A 19,042-nucleotide genomic window follows, 5' to 3' on the forward strand; every position below is an offset into this window, starting at 1 on the left:
CCATGGGACCCTCCCTAGCGAATCGGCTGATGGACGGTCACCAGCTTGGTGCCGTCGGGGAACGTGGCTTCCACCTGGATCTCAGGGATCATCTCGGGGACGCCGTCCATCACCTGGTCGCGGGAGAGGATCTGCCCGCCCTCGCGCATCAGGTCCGCCACGGCGCGGCCGTCGCGGGCCCCCTCCACGACCGCGTCCGTGATGAGCGCCACCGCCTCCGGATGGTTCAGCCGCACGCCCCGGTCCAGCCGGCGGCGGGCGACCATGGCCGCCATCGCCACCAGAAGTTTATCCTTTTCACGCGGTGTCAGGTTCATTGTGGTCGCCTCCTCGCCCCCTCTGCTTCCCGTGCGCGGCCGGCGCCCGGCCACACCCCGGCTCCGTCACCCCCGGCGCGGCGCATGGCAAGCCGGGTGGCGCGGGGCGGATGCGTCCGCTCGCTTTGGCACGGTGGTCTCGCACGGTCGCCCCGTCCGCCGGCGTCCGGATCCCGCCGGAGGCGCAACACCCTCCGTCATCCCGTCCGAGATGGAGCACGATAGCCCTTTTTCGGCGTGCGGGCTATGCCCAGATGGCAGGCACGATCAGCGACCTGCCCTGAATCGGGCACACGGCCGCAGCCCGGCCCGGTCGAGCCAGGAGCGAGCGCCCAGACGTCAACGGGACTCCGAAGCGGGGCCTCAGTCGAACAGGGCGTCGATCTCATCCTGGGAGATGCCGCCGCCCTGGCGCTGCGGACCGTTGAGAAGGTCCTGGTCGCGCTGGTCCTGCGAGGACGTGTCGTCGGCCGCTTCGCTCTGCTGGTATTCCAGGAAGCCGTCGCGCCCCCAGATGTCCATCATGCTGTCGATCCGCTCTTCAATGAACTTCATGGCGTTGACGACCTTGCTGATGCGCTGGCCGGTCAGGTCCTGGAAGTTGCAATGCTCGAACACGCCCAGCAGCTTTTCCTGGATCTCGTCGGCGATCTGGCGGACGTAGCCGTCCTCGTTGTGCGCCTGGATTTCGGACACCAGATGCGTGACCGCCTCCGTGATATCCAGGATGCCGTCCGTCGCCCCTTCCGTGGCGCCCACGATCGCGTCGAGCTCGTGGGCCATCTCGGTCAGGCGATCCCCCTCCGGACGCTGATCGCGCAGCTTGGCGATCTCGACCTTGGTGTCCTCGATGCTGCGGGCCAGGGCGATGATCTCCGTCCGCAGCATCCGCGCTTCCTCCGCCTGCCGCAGGAGGTCTTCGGGGATGGGCTCCGGAGCCGGTTTCTCCGGGGCGTCATCCTCGGCCCCGGGCAGACGGCGTTCGACCCCGTCCAGCCGACGCGACAGCGCCCCGATGGCATCCAGGATGGCGGCTGTCTCGGGGCCATGCGGCCCGCCGTTCACGGGCGCGTCCTGCCCGGCCTGGAACCCCGCCCGGGTCCGTTCTGCACTGTAGGGGCGGCGCGTGGTGGGCATGGTCTCGGGTCCCCCGACTGGAGCTGTCCGGGGCCTTCAGGGTCGCCCCGGGCGGGACGCGCCGCACCCCGCGGCCGCCCCGATCGGTGGGAATATACCCCAACTGCGGGGGAGGCGTCACGCCATACGCTGTCCGTGGTTTCTGTCGGCAGGGGGTGACGGAGGCGACCCGGCGTCCTACTTAAGCGCCTGTGCGGGTCGGCATGACGGCCCCGGGCGAAGCGTGATACCGTGCCGGACGCATGGCGCCCGGCCCGACCGTGTCGGAGCCGCCCGCTCGCGGTCACCCGCGCCCCGTCAACCGGATGAACCAACGAGATCGCCATGACCGAGACCACGCATCGCCCCCGTCCCGTCGTTCTGTGCATTCTCGACGGCTGGGGGCATCGGGACGACCCGACCGACAACGCGCTCGCGATGGCGGACACGCCCACCTGGGACCGGCTGCTGCGCGAGAATCCCCACGCCCTGATCGAAACCAGCGGCGGGGATGTGGGCCTGCCCGGCGGGCAGATGGGCAATTCCGAGGTCGGGCACATGAACCTGGGCGCCGGCCGGGTGGTGATGCAGGACCTGCCGCGCATCGACACGGCGGTGGAGGACGGCTCGCTGGCCACCATCCCGGCGCTGACCGCGCTCATCGACAAGCTCAAGGCGAGCGGCGGGACCTGCCACCTGATGGGCCTGATGTCCCCCGGCGGCGTGCACTCGCACCAGGACCATATGGTCGCGCTGGCGAAGGCCGTTTCGGCCGCCGGCGTGCCCGTGGCGGTCCATGCGCTGATGGACGGGCGCGACACGCCGCCGTCCGCCGGCAAGGGCTATCTGCAAAAGTTCCTTGCGGACGTGGATGGCGTGGCGAACTGCCGCGTGGGCGTGATCTCCGGCCGCTACTTCGCCATGGACCGCGACAAGCGCTGGGACCGGGTCGAGCTGGCCTACAACGCGCTGGTGGACGGCAACGGCGCGGCCCGGGCCGACGATCCGCTGGCGGGCATGCAGGCGGCCTATGACGCCGGCGAGACGGACGAGTTCATCAAGCCGCTGGTGGTCGGCGACTACGCCGGCATGGCCGACGGCGACGGCGTGCTGATGGCCAACTTCCGCGCCGACCGGGCGCGGGAAATCCTGGCCGCCCTGCTGGACCCCGACTTCGACGGCTTCGAGCGGCGGCGGGTGGTTTCGTTCGCGGGGGCGGCCGGCATGGCCGAGTACTCCAAGGCGCACACCGCCTGGATGGACACCCTGTTTCCGCCGGAGACCCTGACCGGCATCTTCGGCGAGGTCATCGCCAACGCGGGGCTGACCCAACTCCGCATCGCCGAAACCGAGAAGTACGCGCACGTCACGTTCTTCTTCAATGGCGGCGAGGAAACCCAGTTCCCGGGCGAGGAACGCATCCTGGTGCCCAGCCCCAAGGTGGCCACCTACGACCTGCAGCCCGAGATGAGCGCGCCCGAGGTCACGGACCGTCTGGTGGAGGCCATCGAGGCCAGCAAGTTCGACACCATCATCGTCAATTACGCCAACGGCGACATGGTGGGCCACTCCGGCATCATGGAAGCCGCGATGAAAGCGGCCGTCACCGTGGACGGCTGCCTGACGCGTCTGGAAAAGGCCGTCAGGGACGCCGGCGGCGTGATGCTGGTCACGGCCGACCACGGCAATCTGGAGATGATGCGCGATCCGGAGACCGGCCAGCCCTACACCGCCCACACCGTCGGCAAGGTGGACGCGGTCCTGGTCAACGGGCCGCAGGGCGCAACGCTGCATGATGGCCGTCTGGCGGATGTCTCGCCGACGCTGCTGGCGCTGATGGGCCTGCCCCAGCCGGCGGAGATGACCGGGCAGTCCCTGGTCTCGATGGAGGAGGGCCGGGATGGTCTGCGCGCCGGGGGCATGGCCCGATAGGCGGATGACCGGGCCCGCGCCCGCCACCGCCATCAGGACCGGCCCGCATCCATTCAGCCGGTCCCGCGCCTCGGCTCTGGCCGGGGTCGCCGTCGCCATGGCGGGGGGAGTCCTGTGGGCGTCGCCGGCTCTGCCCGCCGACCCGGCGACCGAGTTGCGCACGATCGAGGAGCGCCTGCAGGCCGAGCGTCAGGCGCAGGACGCTTTGCGCGAAAAGCGCGAGGCGCTGGCGGCCGAACTGCGGCAGGTCCGCGATCAGGTGATCGAGAGCGCCGCCGCCGTCCAGGATTCCGAGGAGAACCTGTCCCGCCTGGAGGGGCGTCTGTCCGCCCTGCGCGAGGAACGCGCCCTGGTGTCCGCCGCCCTGTCCATGCGCGACACCCAGATGACCCACGTGCTCACCGCCATCCAGCGTCTGGCGTGGCGGCCGACCGAAGCCCTGATCGTGCAGCCCGCACCGCCGGCCGACACCGTGCGCAGCGCCATCCTTCTGGGCGCGGCGATCCCGCGCATCCAGGAGAACGCCCGCGCCCTGGCCAGCGAACTGGAAACACTGCACGGCCTGGATGCCGCCATCACCGCCCAACTGGCGGAGATCGCCGACGAGGCGGAGGCTCTGCGCGTCGCCCATGCCCGCCTGCAGGCTCTGTTCGACCGCAAGGCGGCCCTGCAACGACACACCCGGGAACAGGAGCGCGAGGCCGCGCTGCGGGTCGAGCGCCTGGGGCGCGAGGCCGACGACCTGAGGGACCTGATCCACCGCCTGGAAGAGGAACGCAAGCGGCGCGAAGCGCTGGCCGCCCTGAAACGGGCGGAGGACGCGCGCCGTCAGGCCCAGGCCGAGGCGGAAGCGCGCCGCCGTGCGGCCGAGGCCGCCGCCGCCGCCCGCGCGGCGGAGACGGCCACCGCATCGGACGATCCGCCCGCTCCCGAGACGCCCGCCCCCGAAGCGCCCTTGACCGCCGCCGTGCCCGCCTCGACGATCACGGCCGCCAATGTCCCGCTGCCCCCGCCCGCCCCGCCCCGCACCTTCTCCACCGGCCGGGGCCTGATGCCCATGCCCGTGCGCGGCGAGGTCCTGACCCGCTACGGCGAGCCCGATCCCGTGGGCAGTTCAAGCAAGGGGGTGACCATCCGCACCCGTGATGGCGCCCAGGTCGTGGCGCCCTATGATGGCACGGTGGCCTTCGCCGGCCCGTTCCGCGGCTATGGCCTTCTCTTGATTATCGAACATACGGACGGATATCATTCGCTGCTGGCCGGTATGGAGCGGCTTGACGGGCATGTCGGTCAGGCCGTCCGCGCGGGAGAGCCGATCGGTGTCATGGGACGGGACGCCCCGTCCCTCTACCTGGAACTCCGGCGTGATGGCCGGCCCATCAACCCCCTGCCCTGGATGGCGGCGGGAACGGACACTGGAAAGGGATGATGCGCAAGACCCTCCTGATAGTTGCCTCGGGCGCACTCGCCCTCATGGTGCTCGGCACCGTCTCCTTCACCCCCAACGCAGCCGCTCGGGACGACGAGACCTATCGGCTGATGGAACTTTTCGCCACCGTCTTCGAACGGGTCAAGCGTGACTACGTGGAGCAGGTGGAGGACCGCGAGCTGATGGAAGCGGCCATCAACGGCATGCTGACGTCGCTTGATCCCCACTCCGGGTACTTGAACCGCGACCACTTCAAGGACATGCAGGTCCAGACGAAGGGCGAGTTCGGCGGCCTGGGCATCGAAGTCACCATGGAAAACGGGCTCGTCAAGGTGGTCTCGCCCATCGACGACACGCCGGCCGCCCGGGCCGGTCTGGAACCCGGCGACTTCATCACCCACCTGGACGGCGAAGCCGTCACCGGCCTGACCCTCAACGAGGCCGTGGACCGCATGCGCGGCCGGGTGGGCACCGACATCGTGCTGACGGTGCGCCGCCAGACCGGCGAGCCGTTCGATGTCACCATCACGCGCGATGTCATCACCATCAAGTCCGTCCGCAGCCGCGTGGAGGGCGAGGACATCGGGTATCTGCGCGTCACCTCGTTCACCGAGCAGACCGAAACCGGCCTGCGCGAAGCGGTGGACGCCCTGCAGGACGAGGCCGGAGACGATCTGAAAGGGTTTGTCCTGGACCTTCGCAACAACCCGGGTGGTCTGCTGGACCAGGCCGTGGCGGTCTCCGACGCCTTCCTGGACAAGGGCGAGATCGTCTCCACCCGCTCGCGCGACCTGGACGACACCCAGCGCTTCAACGCCCGCTCCGGCGACATGGCGGACGGGCTGCCGATGGTGGTGCTCATCAACGGCGGGTCGGCCTCGGCCTCCGAGATCGTGGCCGGCGCGCTGCAGGACCACGGGCGCGCCCTGGTCGTGGGCACGCAGAGCTTCGGCAAGGGCTCGGTCCAGACCATCGTGCCCCTGGGCGGAGACGGCGCCATGCGGATCACAACGGCGCGCTACTACACGCCGTCGGGCCGGTCCATCCAGGCCAAGGGCATTTCGCCGGACATCGAGGTGCCGGCCGCCCGGCTGGAGCTGATGGACAACTCCCGCCGGCGCACCGAAGCCGATCTGCGCAACGCCCTGGACGTGGACGACGAAGGCGGCGGGTCCGGCGAGCAGGCCGACGGGGACGGCGCGGACGAGAACCTGGACGGCCCGGTTGAGGATTACCAGCTCGCGCGCGCCATCGATCTGGTGCGGGGCCTGGCCCTGTACCGGGAGCGGGCCGCGCTGCAATAGGACTGGCCGGCTGGGCTGGCGCCAAAAAACGGCGGAACCGATGAGCCGGACGAGTCCGGTTCATCGGCGGTCAAAACAAACCTGACGGGCGCACACGACAAACGGGGCGCTTCATCGAAGCGCCCCGTTCCGGTCCGGTTCAGCCCTGGCATGTTCATGACCCTCGCCCGACCGGCGCCCTCCCCCGCCGGTCGGGCGATCGTCAGCGCGCGCCGCCGCGGCGGCGGTAGCGTCCGGCGATGACCTCTTCGATGTCGCCGCGGGTCAGGCCGATGTCGGCCAACTGGTGGTCGTCCATCGCCCGCAGGGTGTTCGCCAGTTCCATCCGGTTCATCCAGGCGCGGACGCTGCGCGCGATCCAGCCGAACACGCTCTGGCGGTACCAATAGTCGTCGTTGGACGGATCATGCAGCTCGTCCGGCTGCCAGCGGTGCCGGGCAACCGGGTCCTTCGGTTCGGGCACGCCGCGGCTGGGCGGAGCCGACACGGACACGAACGGCGCCGTCAGCACGGTGCCGATGGCGTTGGCCTGCTGCAGGGCCAGGCCATCCCGGGAGGTGTTCTCATAGGGCCACATTGCACTCACTCCTTGAGATGCGGCGGGTCGGATGTCTCGTGCCGGCGTGGGGCGCCCCGCCCTTCAGGCGGTCGCGGGGAGGCGGGCGAACGAAATCCTGTCGCACAGGTCTATAAACACGCAGAGCGGGCAACGACCCCACGGATCGCACCCACCCGACACGAAAGAGTATGGGGGTCGCCCGACGCCCGATGCAGCGTCATTCCGGCATCGCCGCGATGCGCGCCACGCATGAGTGCATAGGGCACTTCTGCATATCTCTAAGGCGATCCACCGAAGATGGGCCTAACGCTTAGGCAACGAAACCGCCAGCGTCCCTCACCCCCTCGCCCGGGAGCGTCGAAGACCGGACCGGCCCCCACCGCCGCATCGATCAAAACCCGCCCGCACGCTTGACCGGGCGGGTCAAACCGATCATGTGACAGAATTCGATGAGTTCGCGCCCCGGCGCCCTGGACATGAGACACGATGACCCACTCTTCCACGCTGGGCCGGGGCGGTCCGCCTGCCACCTCAAAGATCGCCGATGCCGCTCTGGATCGCCTTTGCGCGCTGCTGGAACAGGCCAACCGGCCCTGCCCGGAGCGTCAGGCCCTGCGGGCCCTGATGGCCGGCATTGCGGCCACACCCTGGGGCACCGACCACGCCTGGATGGATCTGGTCACCGTGCCCCCGCGCCCCGCCACGCTGGTCGAGGCGCTCAAGGAGTCCCGGCGCGCCCTGGAGCCACCGCCGCCCGACCCGTCCGGGGCCCGCGATGGCAGCCGCCTGGACGCGCTGCGCCGGTCCCTGCGCAGCCACAAGGTCACCGGCATGGTCGTGCCCCGGGCCGACGCCCATCAGGGCGAGTTCGTGGCCAGCAACGCCGAGCGCCTGGCCTGGCTGACGGGGTTCACGGGCTCGGCGGGTGTGGCTGTGGTCACGCCCCGGTGCGCGGCGCTGTTCGTGGACGGGCGCTATACCCTGCAGGCCGCCGAACAGGTGAACACCGGCCTGTGGGACATTGTTCCGCTGGCCCACACCTCGGTGAACGACTGGCTGGCGAAGACCCTGGCGCGGGGCGACAAGCTGGGATACGACCCCTGGCTTCACACGGTCAGCGAGGTGGATCGCCGCAATCGGGTGTGCGAAAAGGCCGGGGCGCAGTGCGTCCCCCTACCCGTCAACCCCATCGACACGCTGTGGCAGAACCGCCCGCCGCCGCCCTTGGGCCCGGTGATCCCGCATCCGGACATGCTGGCGGGATGGTCGAGCGCCGACAAACGCCAGCGGATCGCCCGGGACCTGCGGGACGCCGGCGCGACGGCGATGGTCATCACCGATCCCGCATCGCTGGCGTGGCTGCTGAACATCCGCGGGGCGGATGTCCCGTTTACGCCGCTGCCGCTCGGGTTCGGCATCCTGCACGGCGACGGCGCCGTGGATCTGTTCATGGACGGCCGCAAGCTGCCCCGGCCGGTGCTGGCCCAGCTCGGGCCGGACATCACGCTGCGCGCCCCGTCCGCCCTGGCGGACGCACTCGACACCCTGGGTGGACAGCGCCGCCGCGTGCTGCTGGATGCCGATGCCTGCGCTCAATGGGTGCGGGACCGGCTGTCGCGGGCGGGGGCCTCGGTGCGGCTCGGCGCCGATCCGATCGCCCTGCCCAAGGCCCGCAAGACGCCCGCCGAGCTGGAGGGCGCCCGCGCCGCCCATGTGCGGGATGGCGCTGCCCTGGTGCGGTTCCTGTGCTGGCTCGACCAGGAGGGGCCGCGCGGCACCCAGACCGAGATGTCGGCGGTGGCGACCCTGCATGCGCTGCGGGCCGAGGCCCAGCAGTTTCGCGGCCCCAGCTTCGAGACCATCAGCGGGGCCGGCCCGAACGGCGCCATCGTGCATTACCGGGTGACGCCGGAGACGGACCGCCGCATCGAACCGGACATGCTCTATCTGGTGGACAGCGGCGCCCAGTACCGCGACGGCACCACGGATGTGACCCGCACCGTTCCCATCGGCACGCCGACCCGGGAGCAGATCCGCCGGTTCACGCAGGTGCTGAAGGGACACATCGCCCTGGCCACCGTCACCTTCCCGCGCGGCACCACGGGCTCGCACCTGGACACCCTGGCCCGGGTGGCGCTGTGGGCCGACGGCGTGGACTTCGAGCACGGCACCGGCCACGGCGTCGGCAGTTACCTGGGGGTGCACGAGGGGCCGCAGCGGATCTCCCGCCGCCCGTCCAGCGTCGCCCTGGACCCGGGCATGATCGTCTCCAACGAGCCCGGGTACTACAAGACGGGCGCGTTCGGCATCCGGATCGAGAATCTGGTGGCCGTCGCCCCCGTGACCGAGCCGCCGGCGGGCGCCGAAATCCCCCTGCTGCGGTTCGAGACCCTGACGCTGGCGCCCATCGACCGGCGGCTGATCGATGTCGCGGCCCTCACCGTGGCCGAACGCACGTGGCTGGACGCCTATCACGCCCGCGTGTTGCGGGAGATCGGCCCCCTGGTGGACGACGACACCCGCGCGTGGCTGGCACAGGCCACGGCCCCGCTGGCGCCGGAGACGGCGGACGGGACAGGCCCTGAGGCCACGCCGCCCGCCGTCCCGTCCGCGTCCTCCTGACGCGACGGGGTTACTGGGTGCGCGCCCCCGGACCGGCCGGACTCACCCCGGCACGGGTCAGGGTGTCGAGCCACACCGGATCATCCGGCGCATGGGCGGCGGGTCGCACGGCGCTGAGACCGCTCAGCCCCAGGCGCTGCTCGCGGAAGTCGCGCCGCGTCGTGCTCAGCAGGCAGGCCGTCTCGGGCAGCGTGCACAGGGGGGCCGCCAGCATGAAGCCCAGTTCGGCCGTGCTGTGCCAGTACTTGTGGAAGGCGAACTTCCGCAGCAGGTCCATCATGCTGAACCCGATGAGGTAGTCCGGATCCCACAGGCCCACGCCGATCAGCTTGGCAAGCTGCGAGACCGTCTCGGCCAGGCCCTGCCCGGACTCCGCCTTGGCGGTCCAGACCCCGACCGAGCACATCACCAGCCCGGAAATGGCGCGGGCGGACGGGGCATCCACCCGACACCACGTGCCCTCGGGGACCAGCGCCGGGTCGTCGTAGAAGAAGCGGAGGCTCTCCATCTCCTCCCGCAGGCTGGTGGGCACGGGCCGCAGCCGCACGGCCGTCGTCGCCACGATGTGGCCGTCCCGCCAGCAGCCCACCCAGAAGGCGGTGCCGTCCTCCAGCGACGACTGACACGCGGGATCGACCAGGGGCATGCGCTGGTTGGTTTCCCCCGCCTGGGCCGGCGCCTCGACCAGCGGCCAGAAGTCGCGGCTGACGCCGATCTCAAGGCCCAGGGACTGAAGCCGGACGGCGCGGCGGACGATCTCGCGCGTCACCCGCCGCTGCACCTCGCGTTCCCGACCGAACCCATCCTCCAGGAACGTCGGCACCGGAATTGCGCTGTTATGTGTGTGCTGAGTCATTGGACACCTCTGTGTTGCGTGCATCGGAAAACCCGATGATGGCCACCACCTTGCGACCGCGCGGGTCGAAGATGGGGTAGCTTACGCGCCGGTATGAACGCTGACGCGTAACACGCACGAGATGTACCACTGGCGCCCGCTCCCGGGCCGCCAAAGCGTAGTGCGACGCCACCATGGCGCCGAAGCCGCTGGAGGGCTGTATTTCCAGCAGGTCATGGCCGGTGATCCGCTCGCGGGTCATCCCCACGGGGAGCCGGAGTTTGGGACCGACATAGGCGACTCGGAATCTCTGGTCCTGCACGCCGAACACGCCGCCCATGTCGAACAGGGCGGATTGCTCCACCCGCTGGATCAGGTCGGAGTCCACGATGCCACCGGATTCTTTCCAGATCCGCATGAACGCCCGTCCGCTCTGCGGGATCTCGTCGAGGGACCGGCGCTCCGAGCCCGGGCTCATCCCATCGAACCGCACGGTCTGCGACGCGCCGGCATCGGCCGCCGAACAGAACGCCTGAATCTGGCGAATGCGCTCCAGTTCGGTCGCGAGCTGATACAGGTTGGCGCAGGGGAAATCGACCCAGTCGGTGATGAACACCCGCAGCACCGCGCCGGCGCGGGGCAGTTCGCGTTCCAGAACGTCGATCAGAGCTTCGCACGCACCCGCCGCGACCGACAGGGCATCGCACCGCACGATCAGCGGCTGGTCGTCCCCGTCCTCTTCCTCGATCAGCACCCAGCCGCGTGTCCGCAGGACATGATCCACCGCGGGCGTGCGCAGGGCGCTGTCCAGATCGACGAACGACAGCGCCGCCTCTTCCGGACAGTCCGCCGACGGTGAAACCTGTCCGGTCTCGGTGACCAGCCGATATCGCCGCACCGGGCCCGTCAGCGCCCGGATGACGACACCGGGATCGGTCTGCACGGGCGCGCGGGCGGCCATGAACGACAGTTCCGCCGACGCCAGTCGGCGCCGTTGCACGGCGACCCCCAGTTCCCGGGCCCACGGCTCGTCGCCGCAGACCTCGACCATGAACGCGGACGGATCCCGGGCGGCCCGCGCCACCAGACACAGGTTGGCGACGGTCGGGCGGCCGCCATTCTTGAACCAGGACTTGACCGTCGTTGGATTAATTCCCTCCCGCGACAATTTATGCGCGGCAACATTGCCGGACCCGAACTCCCGCTTGATGGCGGCCTGCCATCGCGCCGTAAAAGTTTTGTCCCAATCGGGGATATCATTGTCAGGACTGTGCATTCTATTTTTCGCCCGAGCAGTACAGAGGCGATCCCGTCCCGACAACGAGACCGAACGCCCCGGGGGGGGCAGAGAGGGTGTCCATGTTGAACGACCGAACCATCGACCAGGAACTCGGCAACAGGATCGGTGATTTGCTGTTCGAGGCCATTCGCCTTCAGGACAGCGCGCGCCGCAGCGGCGACACCGAAACATCCGAACGGATCGCCGCCTTTATCGCCGCCGTGTCCGCGGCCGAGAGCGCCTGCCTGCGCACCGACGAGAGCGGCGGCGCCCTGATGATGTCGAGACTCGACGAATCGCGGGTGCACTGAGGCGGGCGCCCGCCAACCGGGGCGCCGGCGCGGTCCGCCCGGCCCTGCCCCGTTCCGGCAGAAGGTCTCTCTGTCACAGTCCGGTTGCATTCGCGACCGCCCCGCCATACCCGTCGCCCCCCTGGCCTCTCCAGAACGCCGGCCCCGGCCCGTGCTTCGCCTGGGAGGCGACTCCTCAGGCGCCCGTGCCCGGCCCACGCACCGGCGTTCCGTGCCCCTACGCCCCGTTCCGTGCCCCTGCGCCCCTGCGCCATTGTTGCCGCGTGACCCATCGCGGTGGTGTGCTCGTCCATCGACTGCGAAACCACAGCCACCGCCTCAACCCCGCCGCCTCAACTGCAGCATCAATACGTCCGGTGGCGGGACCATGCCAACCAATACGCATCTTGAGAACGTGGAACTCCGCAAAGCATAAGACAGGATCGCCGATGATGAGGCAAGGGCATCCATCGATATATGCGAAGTATATGCGGAACCGCACGCTTCCCGGGCAAGTGATCCAAGTCATCGGTTATTGGGCGCGCGCCCTAAAGCCTTCTGCAGGTCAGACGCCGCCCCAGTCGCACCCCCAGGCGACGTTTCGATACAACCACGCGATGCCGTTCGGGGCCCTGGCGCGAAACAGGCCGCCGGACACATCATTCGCCCGTGTCCTGGTTGTTTTCGGGGTCCCGGTTTCGCTCTCCATGAACCGCCGCACACCCCACGGCGGGCCCCGCCAGCGAGCCTTTTCGTTGCGCTCGGCGCGCACAGAAATCGGCATGGTCGCAACTTAATGTGTTCTTAGGGATTTCTGAACATGATCCAACTGTATTTCGCGACTTGCTAACAAATCGAGAAACCGATAGGCTTCTTAAGTCGGGCGATTGAAGGTTCCGGGTTGGAATCAAATTCCGGTTGAGAAGCGGCAACCGGCGTTTTTGGTGCTCGAAGTTGGCATGTGCCCTGGGAGGGAGATCCACTGTGGCCAGAGGGGAAGGACCCGATCCCATCGATGTTCACGTTGGAGATCGTATTCGTTTGCGGCGCGCAATGCTGCGTCTGACGCAGCAGGACCTGGCGCAGTCCATCGGAATATCGTTTCAGCAGCTTCAGAAGTATGAACGCGGGGCGAACCGTGTGTCTGCATCCAGGCTGTTCGACATTGCCAATCACCTGGATGTCCCGATCTCGTTCTTCTTCCAGGATATCGACGATGATCTTCTTCGGCAGCGCGGCTTTTCCGGTCAGCACGCCGAGGTTGATCCGGCGCTGACCAGCGAGGCCCTGCGCCTGATGACGGCCTACAACCGGCTGCCGAACGACGCGGTCCGCCAGAAGATCCTGGAGTTCCTGACCGCGGCCGTCTCTCCGGGCACAGCCGCGGACGATCCGTCCGACGCCGACGACCCGAGCGCCTGACGCCATGCGGGCTCCCCCGCCGCGGCGGGGGCGGTCCTGGCCGCGACGGGTGCGCGCACATCAATGACGGGTCACCGCGTCCCGAGCGGCCGGTTCGCCTGCTTGATGGCGGCCACGAACCGGGCCAGGGTGTCCGAGATCTCGCCCCGAGCAATGGCCACGTCGAGAAGCTGGAAGCGCGACGTGTCGGCCCGCGCCTCGCGCAGGGCGGCCGCCAGCTCCGCGCGTGTCGACACGCTGTACCCGCGCCCGCCCAGGCCGGCCGCCAGGCGCGCGAAAGGCAGCACGTCCAGGTCGTTGTAACGGCCCTCCGGCTGGAAGGTGCGCAGCATCTCCCAGCTTGCGTTGTTGAACACCACCACAATGGGCGCCCAGCCGTGCCGGGCGCAGGTGGCCAGTTCCCAGCCCGTCATCTGAAACGCGCCGTCACCCACCAGGATGAGGGGCCGCCGCCCGCTGGCCGCCGCCACCCCCATGCCCGCCGGCACGCCGAAGCCCATGGTCGCGTAGTAGCCCGGCGCCACGAGCGGCGTTTGCACCATGTCCATGGCCGTAAACAGGCAGTCGCCCATGTCGGCGGCCACCGGCATGGGGCCGGTTTCGGCGAACAGATCGTTGACCCCGGCGGCGATGTCGCGCGGATGCACCGGAGCGTCATCCGCGATCAGGCCGCGCGGCGGGTCGGGCTGCGCGGGCAGCACCGGCGCGGCGCGCCCGGCCCCGGGACCCGGCGCCCGCGCCAGCAGGGCGTCGATCAGATCGGCCAGCGGCACGCCCGGATAGACGTGGAACCCGACCCGCACCGATCGATCCGCCGCCAGCATGGTGGCGCGCGGGTCTACGCGCTCGCCCGAGACGCCGAAGTTGGTGTCCGACATCAGCACGCCGAGCATCAGCAGGCCGTCGGACTCCTCGACCACCGTCCGCACCTCCGGGCGCCCGGCGAGACCCATGTAGGTGCCCACCAGCGGGGCCGCGCTCTCCGCCAGCAGGCCCCGGCCCATGAACGTGGTCGCCACCGGGATGCCCAGGCGCGTGGCCAGATCCGCCACCCGCGCTTCCAGCCCGAAGCGCCGCACCTCCACGCCCACGAGCAGCACCGGCCGGTCCGCCCGATCGAGGCGCGCCAGCACCTCGTCGGCGCAGGCATCGACCGCCGCCGCCTCCACCGGGGTCGGCGGCAGCGGGTCCACGGGCGCGCAGGGCACATCCACCTGATCGCGCGGAATCTCGATATAGACCGGCCGGCTCTGCTCCCGACAGGACCGCAGCACCCGCGCGATCTCCGCCGGGGCCCGCTGCGGATCATCCAGCACCGCCTGGTCGCAGGTGATCTCGCGGTAGACCCGCAACTGACTGTCCAGCGTCTTGGCCTGATGATGCAGCAGCAGGCCGCGCGCCGACTCGTTCACCCCGGGCGCACCCGAGATCACCACCACCGGCGACTTCTCCGAGAACGCCCCGGCGATCGGGTTGACCATGTTCAGCGCGCCCGCCCCATAGGTGACGCAGGCCACCCCCAGCCCGGCATGCCAGCGCGCCGCGGCGTCGGCGGCGAAACCCACCCCCGGTTCGTGCGCCAGGGTGTAGAGCGGCAGGCGGTCGGCCGCCCGCTCCAGGTGACGGAAGAACGGCAGCGCGAAGTCCCCGGGGATGCCGAACACCTCGTGCGCCCCGTGATCGGCCAGGGCGTCGATGAGCACGCGGGCGAGCGGCCGGGTCATGGCGGACCTCCTGTCTGTTGCCAGGGGATCAGACCCCGCCCGTCCGGGCGGGTCAAACCAAAAGGGTGCTGGCCAAAACGGCCGGCAAAAAAAGGACTCGCGTTCGCGCGCGCAAGGTCGCAGAGTCCGGCGCCCTTTCTTCCAGACACGGTTTCGGTCCGACCATGACGCAGCCCGCCGTCCCCCTCGACGCGCGCCCCGCCGACGACACCATCGCGCGCCGTCGCACCTTCGCCATCATCAGCCACCCGGATGCGGGCAAGACCACGCTGACGGAAAAGCTGCTGCTGTTCGGGGGCGCCATCCAGATGGCCGGCGCGGTCAAGGCGCGCGGCGAGGCGCGGCGGGCGCATTCCGACTGGATGAAAGTGGAGCGCGAGCGCGGCATTTCGGTCGCCTCGTCGGTCATGACGTATGAATACGCCGACTGCGTCTTCAACCTGCTCGACACCCCGGGCCACGAGGACTTCAGCGAGGACACCTACCGCACCCTGACCGCCGTGGACTCGGCGGTGATGGTGATCGACGCCGCCAAGGGCATCGAGGAACAGACCCGCAAGCTGTTCGAGGTGTGCCGGCTGCGCGACGTGCCCATCGTCACCTTCGTCAACAAGATGGACCGCGAGGCCCGCGATCCGTTCGACATCCTGGACGAGATCGAACAGGCGCTGGCCCTGGACGTGACCCCGGCGAGCTGGCCCATCGGCATGGGCAAGGCGTTCAAGGGCTGCTACGACCTGTTCCGTGACAAGCTGGTGCTGCTGGAGAAGGGCTCCAAGGGCGGCCTGCCGCACGAGGGCGAGTCCTGCTCCGGCCTGGACGACCCCAAGCTGGACACCATGCTGCCGGTGGGCGCGGCCGACACCCTGCGCGAGGAGGTGGAGATGGCGCGCGGCCTGTGCCCGGAGTTCTCGCTCCAGGCCTACCGCGAAGGCCACATGACGCCGGTCTTCTTCGGCTCGGCCATCAACACCTTCGGGGTGCGCGAGTTGCTGGAGGGGCTGGCCTCCATGGCCCCGCCGCCGCGCGCCCAGCCCACCGCGGACCGCGCCGTGGCCCCGGACGAGTCCAAGGTCTCCGGCTTCGTGTTCAAGATCCAGGCGAACATGGACCCCAAGCACCGCGACCGCATCGCCTTCGTGCGGCTGTGCTCGGGCCACTTCAAGCGCGGCATGAAGCTGACCCACGTGCGCACCGGCAAGGCCATGGTCATGCACAACCCGGTGCTGTTCCTGGCCCGCGATCGGGAGGTGGCCGAGGAAGCCCACGCCGGCGATATCATCGGCGTGCCCAACCACGGCAACCTGCGCATCGGCGACGCGCTGACCGAGGGCGAGGCGCTGCGCTTCACCGGCATCCCGGCCTTCGCGCCGGAAATGCTGCAGAAGGCGCGGCCCAAGGACCCGCTGAAGAGCAAGCATCTCGGCAAGGCGTTGCAGCAGCTCGCCGAAGAAGGTGTCGCCAGCGTGTTCAAGCCCATGATCGGCGCGGACTGGATCGTCGGCGTCGTGGGCTCGCTGCAGTTCGATGTCATGGCCGACCGCATCCGCACGGAATACGATGTGCCGGTGATCTTTGAATCCACGCCGCTCCATGCCGCGCGCTGGATCGAGGGCGATGATCCGCGCCTCGTGAAGAAGTTCATCGACGCCAACCAGTCCGCCGTCGCCGAGGACCACGACGGCGCGCCCGTGTTCATGGCCCGCAACGCCTGGCACCTGAACAAGGCGCAGGACGAATTCCCGGACCTGCGGTTCCGCAACACGCGCGAACCGGCGGTGTAGCGCGGGTTCCCGTGTCATCCCGAACGCCCCGCAGGGGCGGAGGGATCTCGGGCGGCGTGAGTGGCGCGGCAGAGGCGCCCCCCCCGGCCCGAGGCCCTTCGGCCGCGCTGCGGCCTCAGGATGACGGTGGGGAGTCATCCGCCTCTGCCTCTGCCTCTGCCTCTGCCTCCGCCTCCGCCTCTGCCTCCGCAGCTTCCGCCGCCTCCTCGCGGGCGGCCTCGGCCTGTTCGGCGGCCCAGGTGCCGGCCGCCTCGACGGCCACGGGCGAGGCGGTGGGCAGCACACCCAGATAGCTTTCGGTCTCGTCCACGGACAGCGTGGCGCGCTGGGTCATGCGATAGAGCGCATACAGCGCCGTGACCCCGAATGTCGCGCCCAGCACCAGCCAGAACGCGAACGGCCCCAGCGCCTGCATGGCCCAGCCGGTGAGCAGCGGCCCGGTGATGGCCCCCAGCCCGAAGGTGAACACCAGCCCGCCGGAGGCCGCCGGCATCTCCTCGGCCGAAAGGAAGTCGTTGGTATAGGCCAGCAGCAGGGCGTAGAGCGGCGTCGTCACCCCGCCGGCCAGGAACGCGGCCGCCATCAGGGACCACAGACCACCACCGCCGAGCCAGCCCAGCGTGCAGGAGGCGCCCCCAAGGGCCGCCGCGCCGAAGATCAGCTTGCGCCGGTCCACCCGATCGGACAGCCATCCGATGGGGTATTGCAGCACCAGGGCGCCCGCGAACAGCATGGCCACGAACAGGGCGATCTGATCCGCCGACAGGCCGATTTCGCTGCCGAACACCGCGCCCATGCCCGATTGCGTGGCATAGACGCTCCCCAGCAGGAAGATCCCCACGGTCCCCAGCGGCGACCCGGAAAACAGATTGCGCAGCGACATGGGGCGGGCGACTTCGACCGCCGGCATCGGGCTGACGGTCAGCAGGATCGGCGCGAACGAGATCGACACCAGGATCGACGCCCCGATGAACAGCGCGGCCGTGGCGGCATCACCCAGCGTCAACAGGCCCTGCGCCCCGATGATCCCCAGCGTCTGGGCGATCATGTAGGCCGACAGCACCTTGCCCCGCGTCTCGTTGGTGCTGGCGTTGTTCAGCCAGCTTTCGGCGGTGACGTAGATGCCGGACATGCAGAAGCCCACGAGGATGCGCAGCAGCGTCCAGGCCCACGGCTCGGCCAGCAGCGTGAAGGCGATCAGCCCGGCGGACATGAAGCTGCCCAGCGCCGCGAACACGCGCACATGTCCGACCCGGCGGATCAGCGCCGGGGTCAGGCGCGCGCCCGACAGGAAGCCGACGAAGTATCCCGACGTGACGATGGCCAGTTCGGCGGCCGAGAAGCCCTCGATCCCGCCGCGCAGGCCGATCAGGGTGAAATGCATGCCGTTGCCCAGCATGATGAGCACGATGCCAAGCAGCAGCGCCCAGACTCCAGACAGCACTTGAAACATGGGCCGCCCCCTCGCACGTCCTGGTTCATCCTCGCTGGCCGCCATGGCCGCCGTCAGCGCAGGGTCGCACGATTCGCCCCGGCCCGACGACCGGCCATCATGGAAAGGGTTCGATCATGCCCGCCACCTTCACCGCGATTCCGATCCTGCGCATCTTCGACGAGGCGAAGGCGCTGGACTTCTATGGCGGGTTCCTGGGGTTTGCGGTGGACTGGCGTCACCGGCTGGAGGAGGCAACGCCGCTCTACATGCAGGTCTCCCGGGGCGGGATGCGGCTGCACCTGACCGAGCACCACGGCGACTGCACACCGGGCGGCACGGTGTTCGTGGCGGCGACGGGGCTGGCCGCCTATCACGCGGAGATCTCGGCCAAGGGCTACGGGTTCAACCGGCCGGGCCTGGACCCCGCGCCCTGGGGCGGTCACGTCATGGAGGCCACCGACCCCTTCGGCAACCGATTGCGGTTCTGGGAGGAGGGCTGAACCCGCCCGGCCTATGACGTGACCTCTTAGGCTAGGCGGCCGGTGCGGCTGTACCGGCGCCGCGAAGCGGCGTCTGGCTATTGTTCTGACGAGCCAGGACAAAACCTGAACCGCCCCGGGTTTGCCGGAGGCTGGTTGGTGTGAGACCTACGCCGCCATCGTGGTCTCCTTGAGGGTCTCATGATCGCGGGCTTCGGCCTCGGCGGGGGGTCTGTATCCGATCGGCTCCAGCAGGCGGCGATGGTTGAACCAGTCCACCCATTCGAGGGTGGCGAACTCGACGGCCTTGACTCGGACCAGGGGCCGCGCGGGTTGATGACCTCGGCCTTGTAGAGGCCATTGACGGTCTCGGCCAGGGCGTTGTCGTCGCTGTCACCGACGCTGCCCACGGACGGTTTCACGCCGGCGTCGGTCAGCCGCTCGGTGTACTTCAGCGACAGATACTGCACACCCCGGTCGCTGTGGTGGATCAGCGCCCCGCCCGGAAACGGCCC

The 19,042-nt window shown here is 69.5% G+C and carries 15 protein-coding genes and 1 pseudogene; 8 read left to right on the plus strand and 8 right to left on the minus strand.

Annotated elements, in window-relative coordinates:
* Window positions 1-14 precede the first annotated feature (14 nt).
* Both GHC57_RS13400 and GHC57_RS13405 read right to left on the minus strand, forming a co-directional pair.
* The gene (locus GHC57_RS13400; RefSeq protein ID WP_153345066.1) at window positions 15-317 is read right to left on the minus strand and encodes an urease subunit gamma; all 303 of its coding nucleotides are present in this window, start codon (window positions 315-317) and stop codon (window positions 15-17) included.
* A 363-nt stretch (window positions 318-680) separates the two neighbouring features.
* Window positions 681-1,454 carry a protein phosphatase CheZ gene (locus GHC57_RS13405; RefSeq protein WP_153345068.1) on the minus strand — a complete coding sequence of 258 codons (774 nt, stop codon included), beginning with the start codon at window positions 1,452-1,454 and terminating at the stop codon, window positions 681-683.
* A 324-nt stretch (window positions 1,455-1,778) separates the two neighbouring features.
* Between GHC57_RS13405 and gpmI the strand changes: the two genes are divergently transcribed.
* The 3 genes from gpmI to GHC57_RS13420 are packed head-to-tail and all read left to right on the plus strand — an operon-like array spanning window position 1,779 to window position 6,098.
* On the plus strand, window positions 1,779-3,365 hold the full coding sequence (gene gpmI / locus GHC57_RS13410; protein WP_153345070.1) for a 2,3-bisphosphoglycerate-independent phosphoglycerate mutase: 1,587 nt from the start codon (window positions 1,779-1,781) through the stop codon (window positions 3,363-3,365).
* A 4-nt stretch (window positions 3,366-3,369) separates the two neighbouring features.
* The gene (locus tag GHC57_RS13415; protein ID WP_153345072.1) at window positions 3,370-4,794 is read left to right on the plus strand and encodes a murein hydrolase activator EnvC family protein; all 1,425 of its coding nucleotides are present in this window, start codon (window positions 3,370-3,372) and stop codon (window positions 4,792-4,794) included.
* A complete protein-coding gene (locus GHC57_RS13420; RefSeq protein WP_153345074.1) occupies window positions 4,791-6,098 on the plus strand; it encodes a S41 family peptidase in 1,308 nt (435 codons plus the stop codon). Before GHC57_RS13415 ends, GHC57_RS13420 begins: the two co-directional genes overlap by 4 nt.
* Window positions 6,099-6,300: 202 nt before the next feature.
* On the opposite strand, the gene GHC57_RS13425 is transcribed toward GHC57_RS13420, so the two are convergent.
* A complete protein-coding gene (locus tag GHC57_RS13425; protein WP_153345076.1) occupies window positions 6,301-6,675 on the minus strand; it encodes a DUF1127 domain-containing protein in 375 nt (124 codons plus the stop codon).
* A gap of 468 nt (window positions 6,676-7,143) precedes the next feature.
* On the opposite strand from GHC57_RS13425, the gene GHC57_RS13430 reads away from it, so the two are divergent.
* The gene (locus tag GHC57_RS13430; RefSeq protein WP_246152308.1) at window positions 7,144-9,279 is read left to right on the plus strand and encodes an aminopeptidase P family protein; all 2,136 of its coding nucleotides are present in this window, start codon (window positions 7,144-7,146) and stop codon (window positions 9,277-9,279) included.
* Window positions 9,280-9,289: 10 nt separating this feature from the next.
* On the opposite strand, the gene GHC57_RS13435 is transcribed toward GHC57_RS13430, so the two are convergent.
* Both GHC57_RS13435 and GHC57_RS13440 read right to left on the minus strand, forming a co-directional pair.
* The gene (locus GHC57_RS13435) at window positions 9,290-10,135 is read right to left on the minus strand and encodes a hypothetical protein (RefSeq protein ID WP_153345078.1); all 846 of its coding nucleotides are present in this window, start codon (window positions 10,133-10,135) and stop codon (window positions 9,290-9,292) included.
* Complete coding sequence (locus tag GHC57_RS13440; RefSeq protein WP_153345080.1) at window positions 10,116-11,390, minus strand: hypothetical protein; 1,275 nt, start codon at window positions 11,388-11,390, stop codon at window positions 10,116-10,118. Before GHC57_RS13440 ends, GHC57_RS13435 begins: the two co-directional genes overlap by 20 nt.
* An 83-nt stretch (window positions 11,391-11,473) precedes the next feature.
* On the opposite strand from GHC57_RS13440, the gene GHC57_RS13445 reads away from it, so the two are divergent.
* Complete coding sequence (locus tag GHC57_RS13445; protein ID WP_153345082.1) at window positions 11,474-11,704, plus strand: hypothetical protein; 231 nt, start codon at window positions 11,474-11,476, stop codon at window positions 11,702-11,704.
* 963 nt (window positions 11,705-12,667) lie between these two features.
* On the plus strand, window positions 12,668-13,105 hold the full coding sequence (locus GHC57_RS13450) for a helix-turn-helix domain-containing protein (RefSeq protein WP_343031177.1): 438 nt from the start codon (window positions 12,668-12,670) through the stop codon (window positions 13,103-13,105).
* A 71-nt stretch (window positions 13,106-13,176) separates the two neighbouring features.
* On the opposite strand, the gene ipdC is transcribed toward GHC57_RS13450, so the two are convergent.
* A complete protein-coding gene (ipdC, locus tag GHC57_RS13455; RefSeq protein WP_153345086.1) occupies window positions 13,177-14,829 on the minus strand; it encodes an indolepyruvate/phenylpyruvate decarboxylase in 1,653 nt (550 codons plus the stop codon).
* Window positions 14,830-14,993: 164 nt separating this feature from the next.
* On the opposite strand from ipdC, the gene GHC57_RS13460 reads away from it, so the two are divergent.
* On the plus strand, window positions 14,994-16,613 hold the full coding sequence (locus GHC57_RS13460; RefSeq protein WP_153345088.1) for a peptide chain release factor 3: 1,620 nt from the start codon (window positions 14,994-14,996) through the stop codon (window positions 16,611-16,613).
* 115 nt (window positions 16,614-16,728) lie between these two features.
* Here GHC57_RS13460 and GHC57_RS13465 read toward each other — a convergent pair whose 3' ends face one another.
* Window positions 16,729-18,066 carry an MFS transporter gene (locus GHC57_RS13465; RefSeq protein ID WP_153345090.1) on the minus strand — a complete coding sequence of 446 codons (1,338 nt, stop codon included), beginning with the start codon at window positions 18,064-18,066 and terminating at the stop codon, window positions 16,729-16,731.
* Window positions 18,067-18,182: 116 nt separating this feature from the next.
* Between GHC57_RS13465 and GHC57_RS13470 the strand changes: the two genes are divergently transcribed.
* Window positions 18,183-18,548, plus strand: coding sequence for a glyoxalase superfamily protein (locus tag GHC57_RS13470; RefSeq protein ID WP_153345092.1), 366 nt, complete (start codon window positions 18,183-18,185; stop codon window positions 18,546-18,548).
* A gap of 147 nt (window positions 18,549-18,695) precedes the next feature.
* Here GHC57_RS13470 and GHC57_RS13475 read toward each other — a convergent pair.
* Window positions 18,696-19,042 (minus strand): annotated as a pseudogene (locus GHC57_RS13475) (integrase core domain-containing protein); the annotation flags it as partial.

The organism is Roseospira navarrensis (assembly GCF_009601025.1).
In the GTDB taxonomy this organism is placed as follows: Bacteria; Pseudomonadota; Alphaproteobacteria; order Rhodospirillales; family Rhodospirillaceae; genus Rhodospira; species Rhodospira navarrensis.

What these genes read in the sequence shown, in the direction of transcription:
- GHC57_RS13400 (WP_153345066.1), bottom strand. Translation starts at nt 317, where the DNA reads ATGAACCTGACACCGCGTGAAAAGGATAAACTTCTGGTGGCGATGGCG.
- GHC57_RS13405 (WP_153345068.1), bottom strand. Translation starts at nt 1,454, where the DNA reads ATGCCCACCACGCGCCGCCCCTACAGTGCAGAACGGACCCGGGCGGGG.
- gpmI (WP_153345070.1), top strand. Translation starts at nt 1,779, where the DNA reads ATGACCGAGACCACGCATCGCCCCCGTCCCGTCGTTCTGTGCATTCTC.
- GHC57_RS13415 (WP_153345072.1), top strand. Translation starts at nt 3,370, where the DNA reads ATGACCGGGCCCGCGCCCGCCACCGCCATCAGGACCGGCCCGCATCCA.
- GHC57_RS13420 (WP_153345074.1), top strand. Translation starts at nt 4,791, where the DNA reads ATGATGCGCAAGACCCTCCTGATAGTTGCCTCGGGCGCACTCGCCCTC.
- GHC57_RS13425 (WP_153345076.1), bottom strand. Translation starts at nt 6,675, where the DNA reads ATGTGGCCCTATGAGAACACCTCCCGGGATGGCCTGGCCCTGCAGCAG.
- GHC57_RS13430 (WP_246152308.1), top strand. Translation starts at nt 7,144, where the DNA reads ATGACCCACTCTTCCACGCTGGGCCGGGGCGGTCCGCCTGCCACCTCA.
- GHC57_RS13435 (WP_153345078.1), bottom strand. Translation starts at nt 10,135, where the DNA reads ATGACTCAGCACACACATAACAGCGCAATTCCGGTGCCGACGTTCCTG.
- GHC57_RS13440 (WP_153345080.1), bottom strand. Translation starts at nt 11,390, where the DNA reads ATGCACAGTCCTGACAATGATATCCCCGATTGGGACAAAACTTTTACG.
- GHC57_RS13445 (WP_153345082.1), top strand. Translation starts at nt 11,474, where the DNA reads ATGTTGAACGACCGAACCATCGACCAGGAACTCGGCAACAGGATCGGT.
- ipdC (WP_153345086.1), bottom strand. Translation starts at nt 14,829, where the DNA reads ATGACCCGGCCGCTCGCCCGCGTGCTCATCGACGCCCTGGCCGATCAC.
- GHC57_RS13460 (WP_153345088.1), top strand. Translation starts at nt 14,994, where the DNA reads ATGACGCAGCCCGCCGTCCCCCTCGACGCGCGCCCCGCCGACGACACC.
- GHC57_RS13465 (WP_153345090.1), bottom strand. Translation starts at nt 18,066, where the DNA reads ATGTTTCAAGTGCTGTCTGGAGTCTGGGCGCTGCTGCTTGGCATCGTG.
- GHC57_RS13470 (WP_153345092.1), top strand. Translation starts at nt 18,183, where the DNA reads ATGCCCGCCACCTTCACCGCGATTCCGATCCTGCGCATCTTCGACGAG.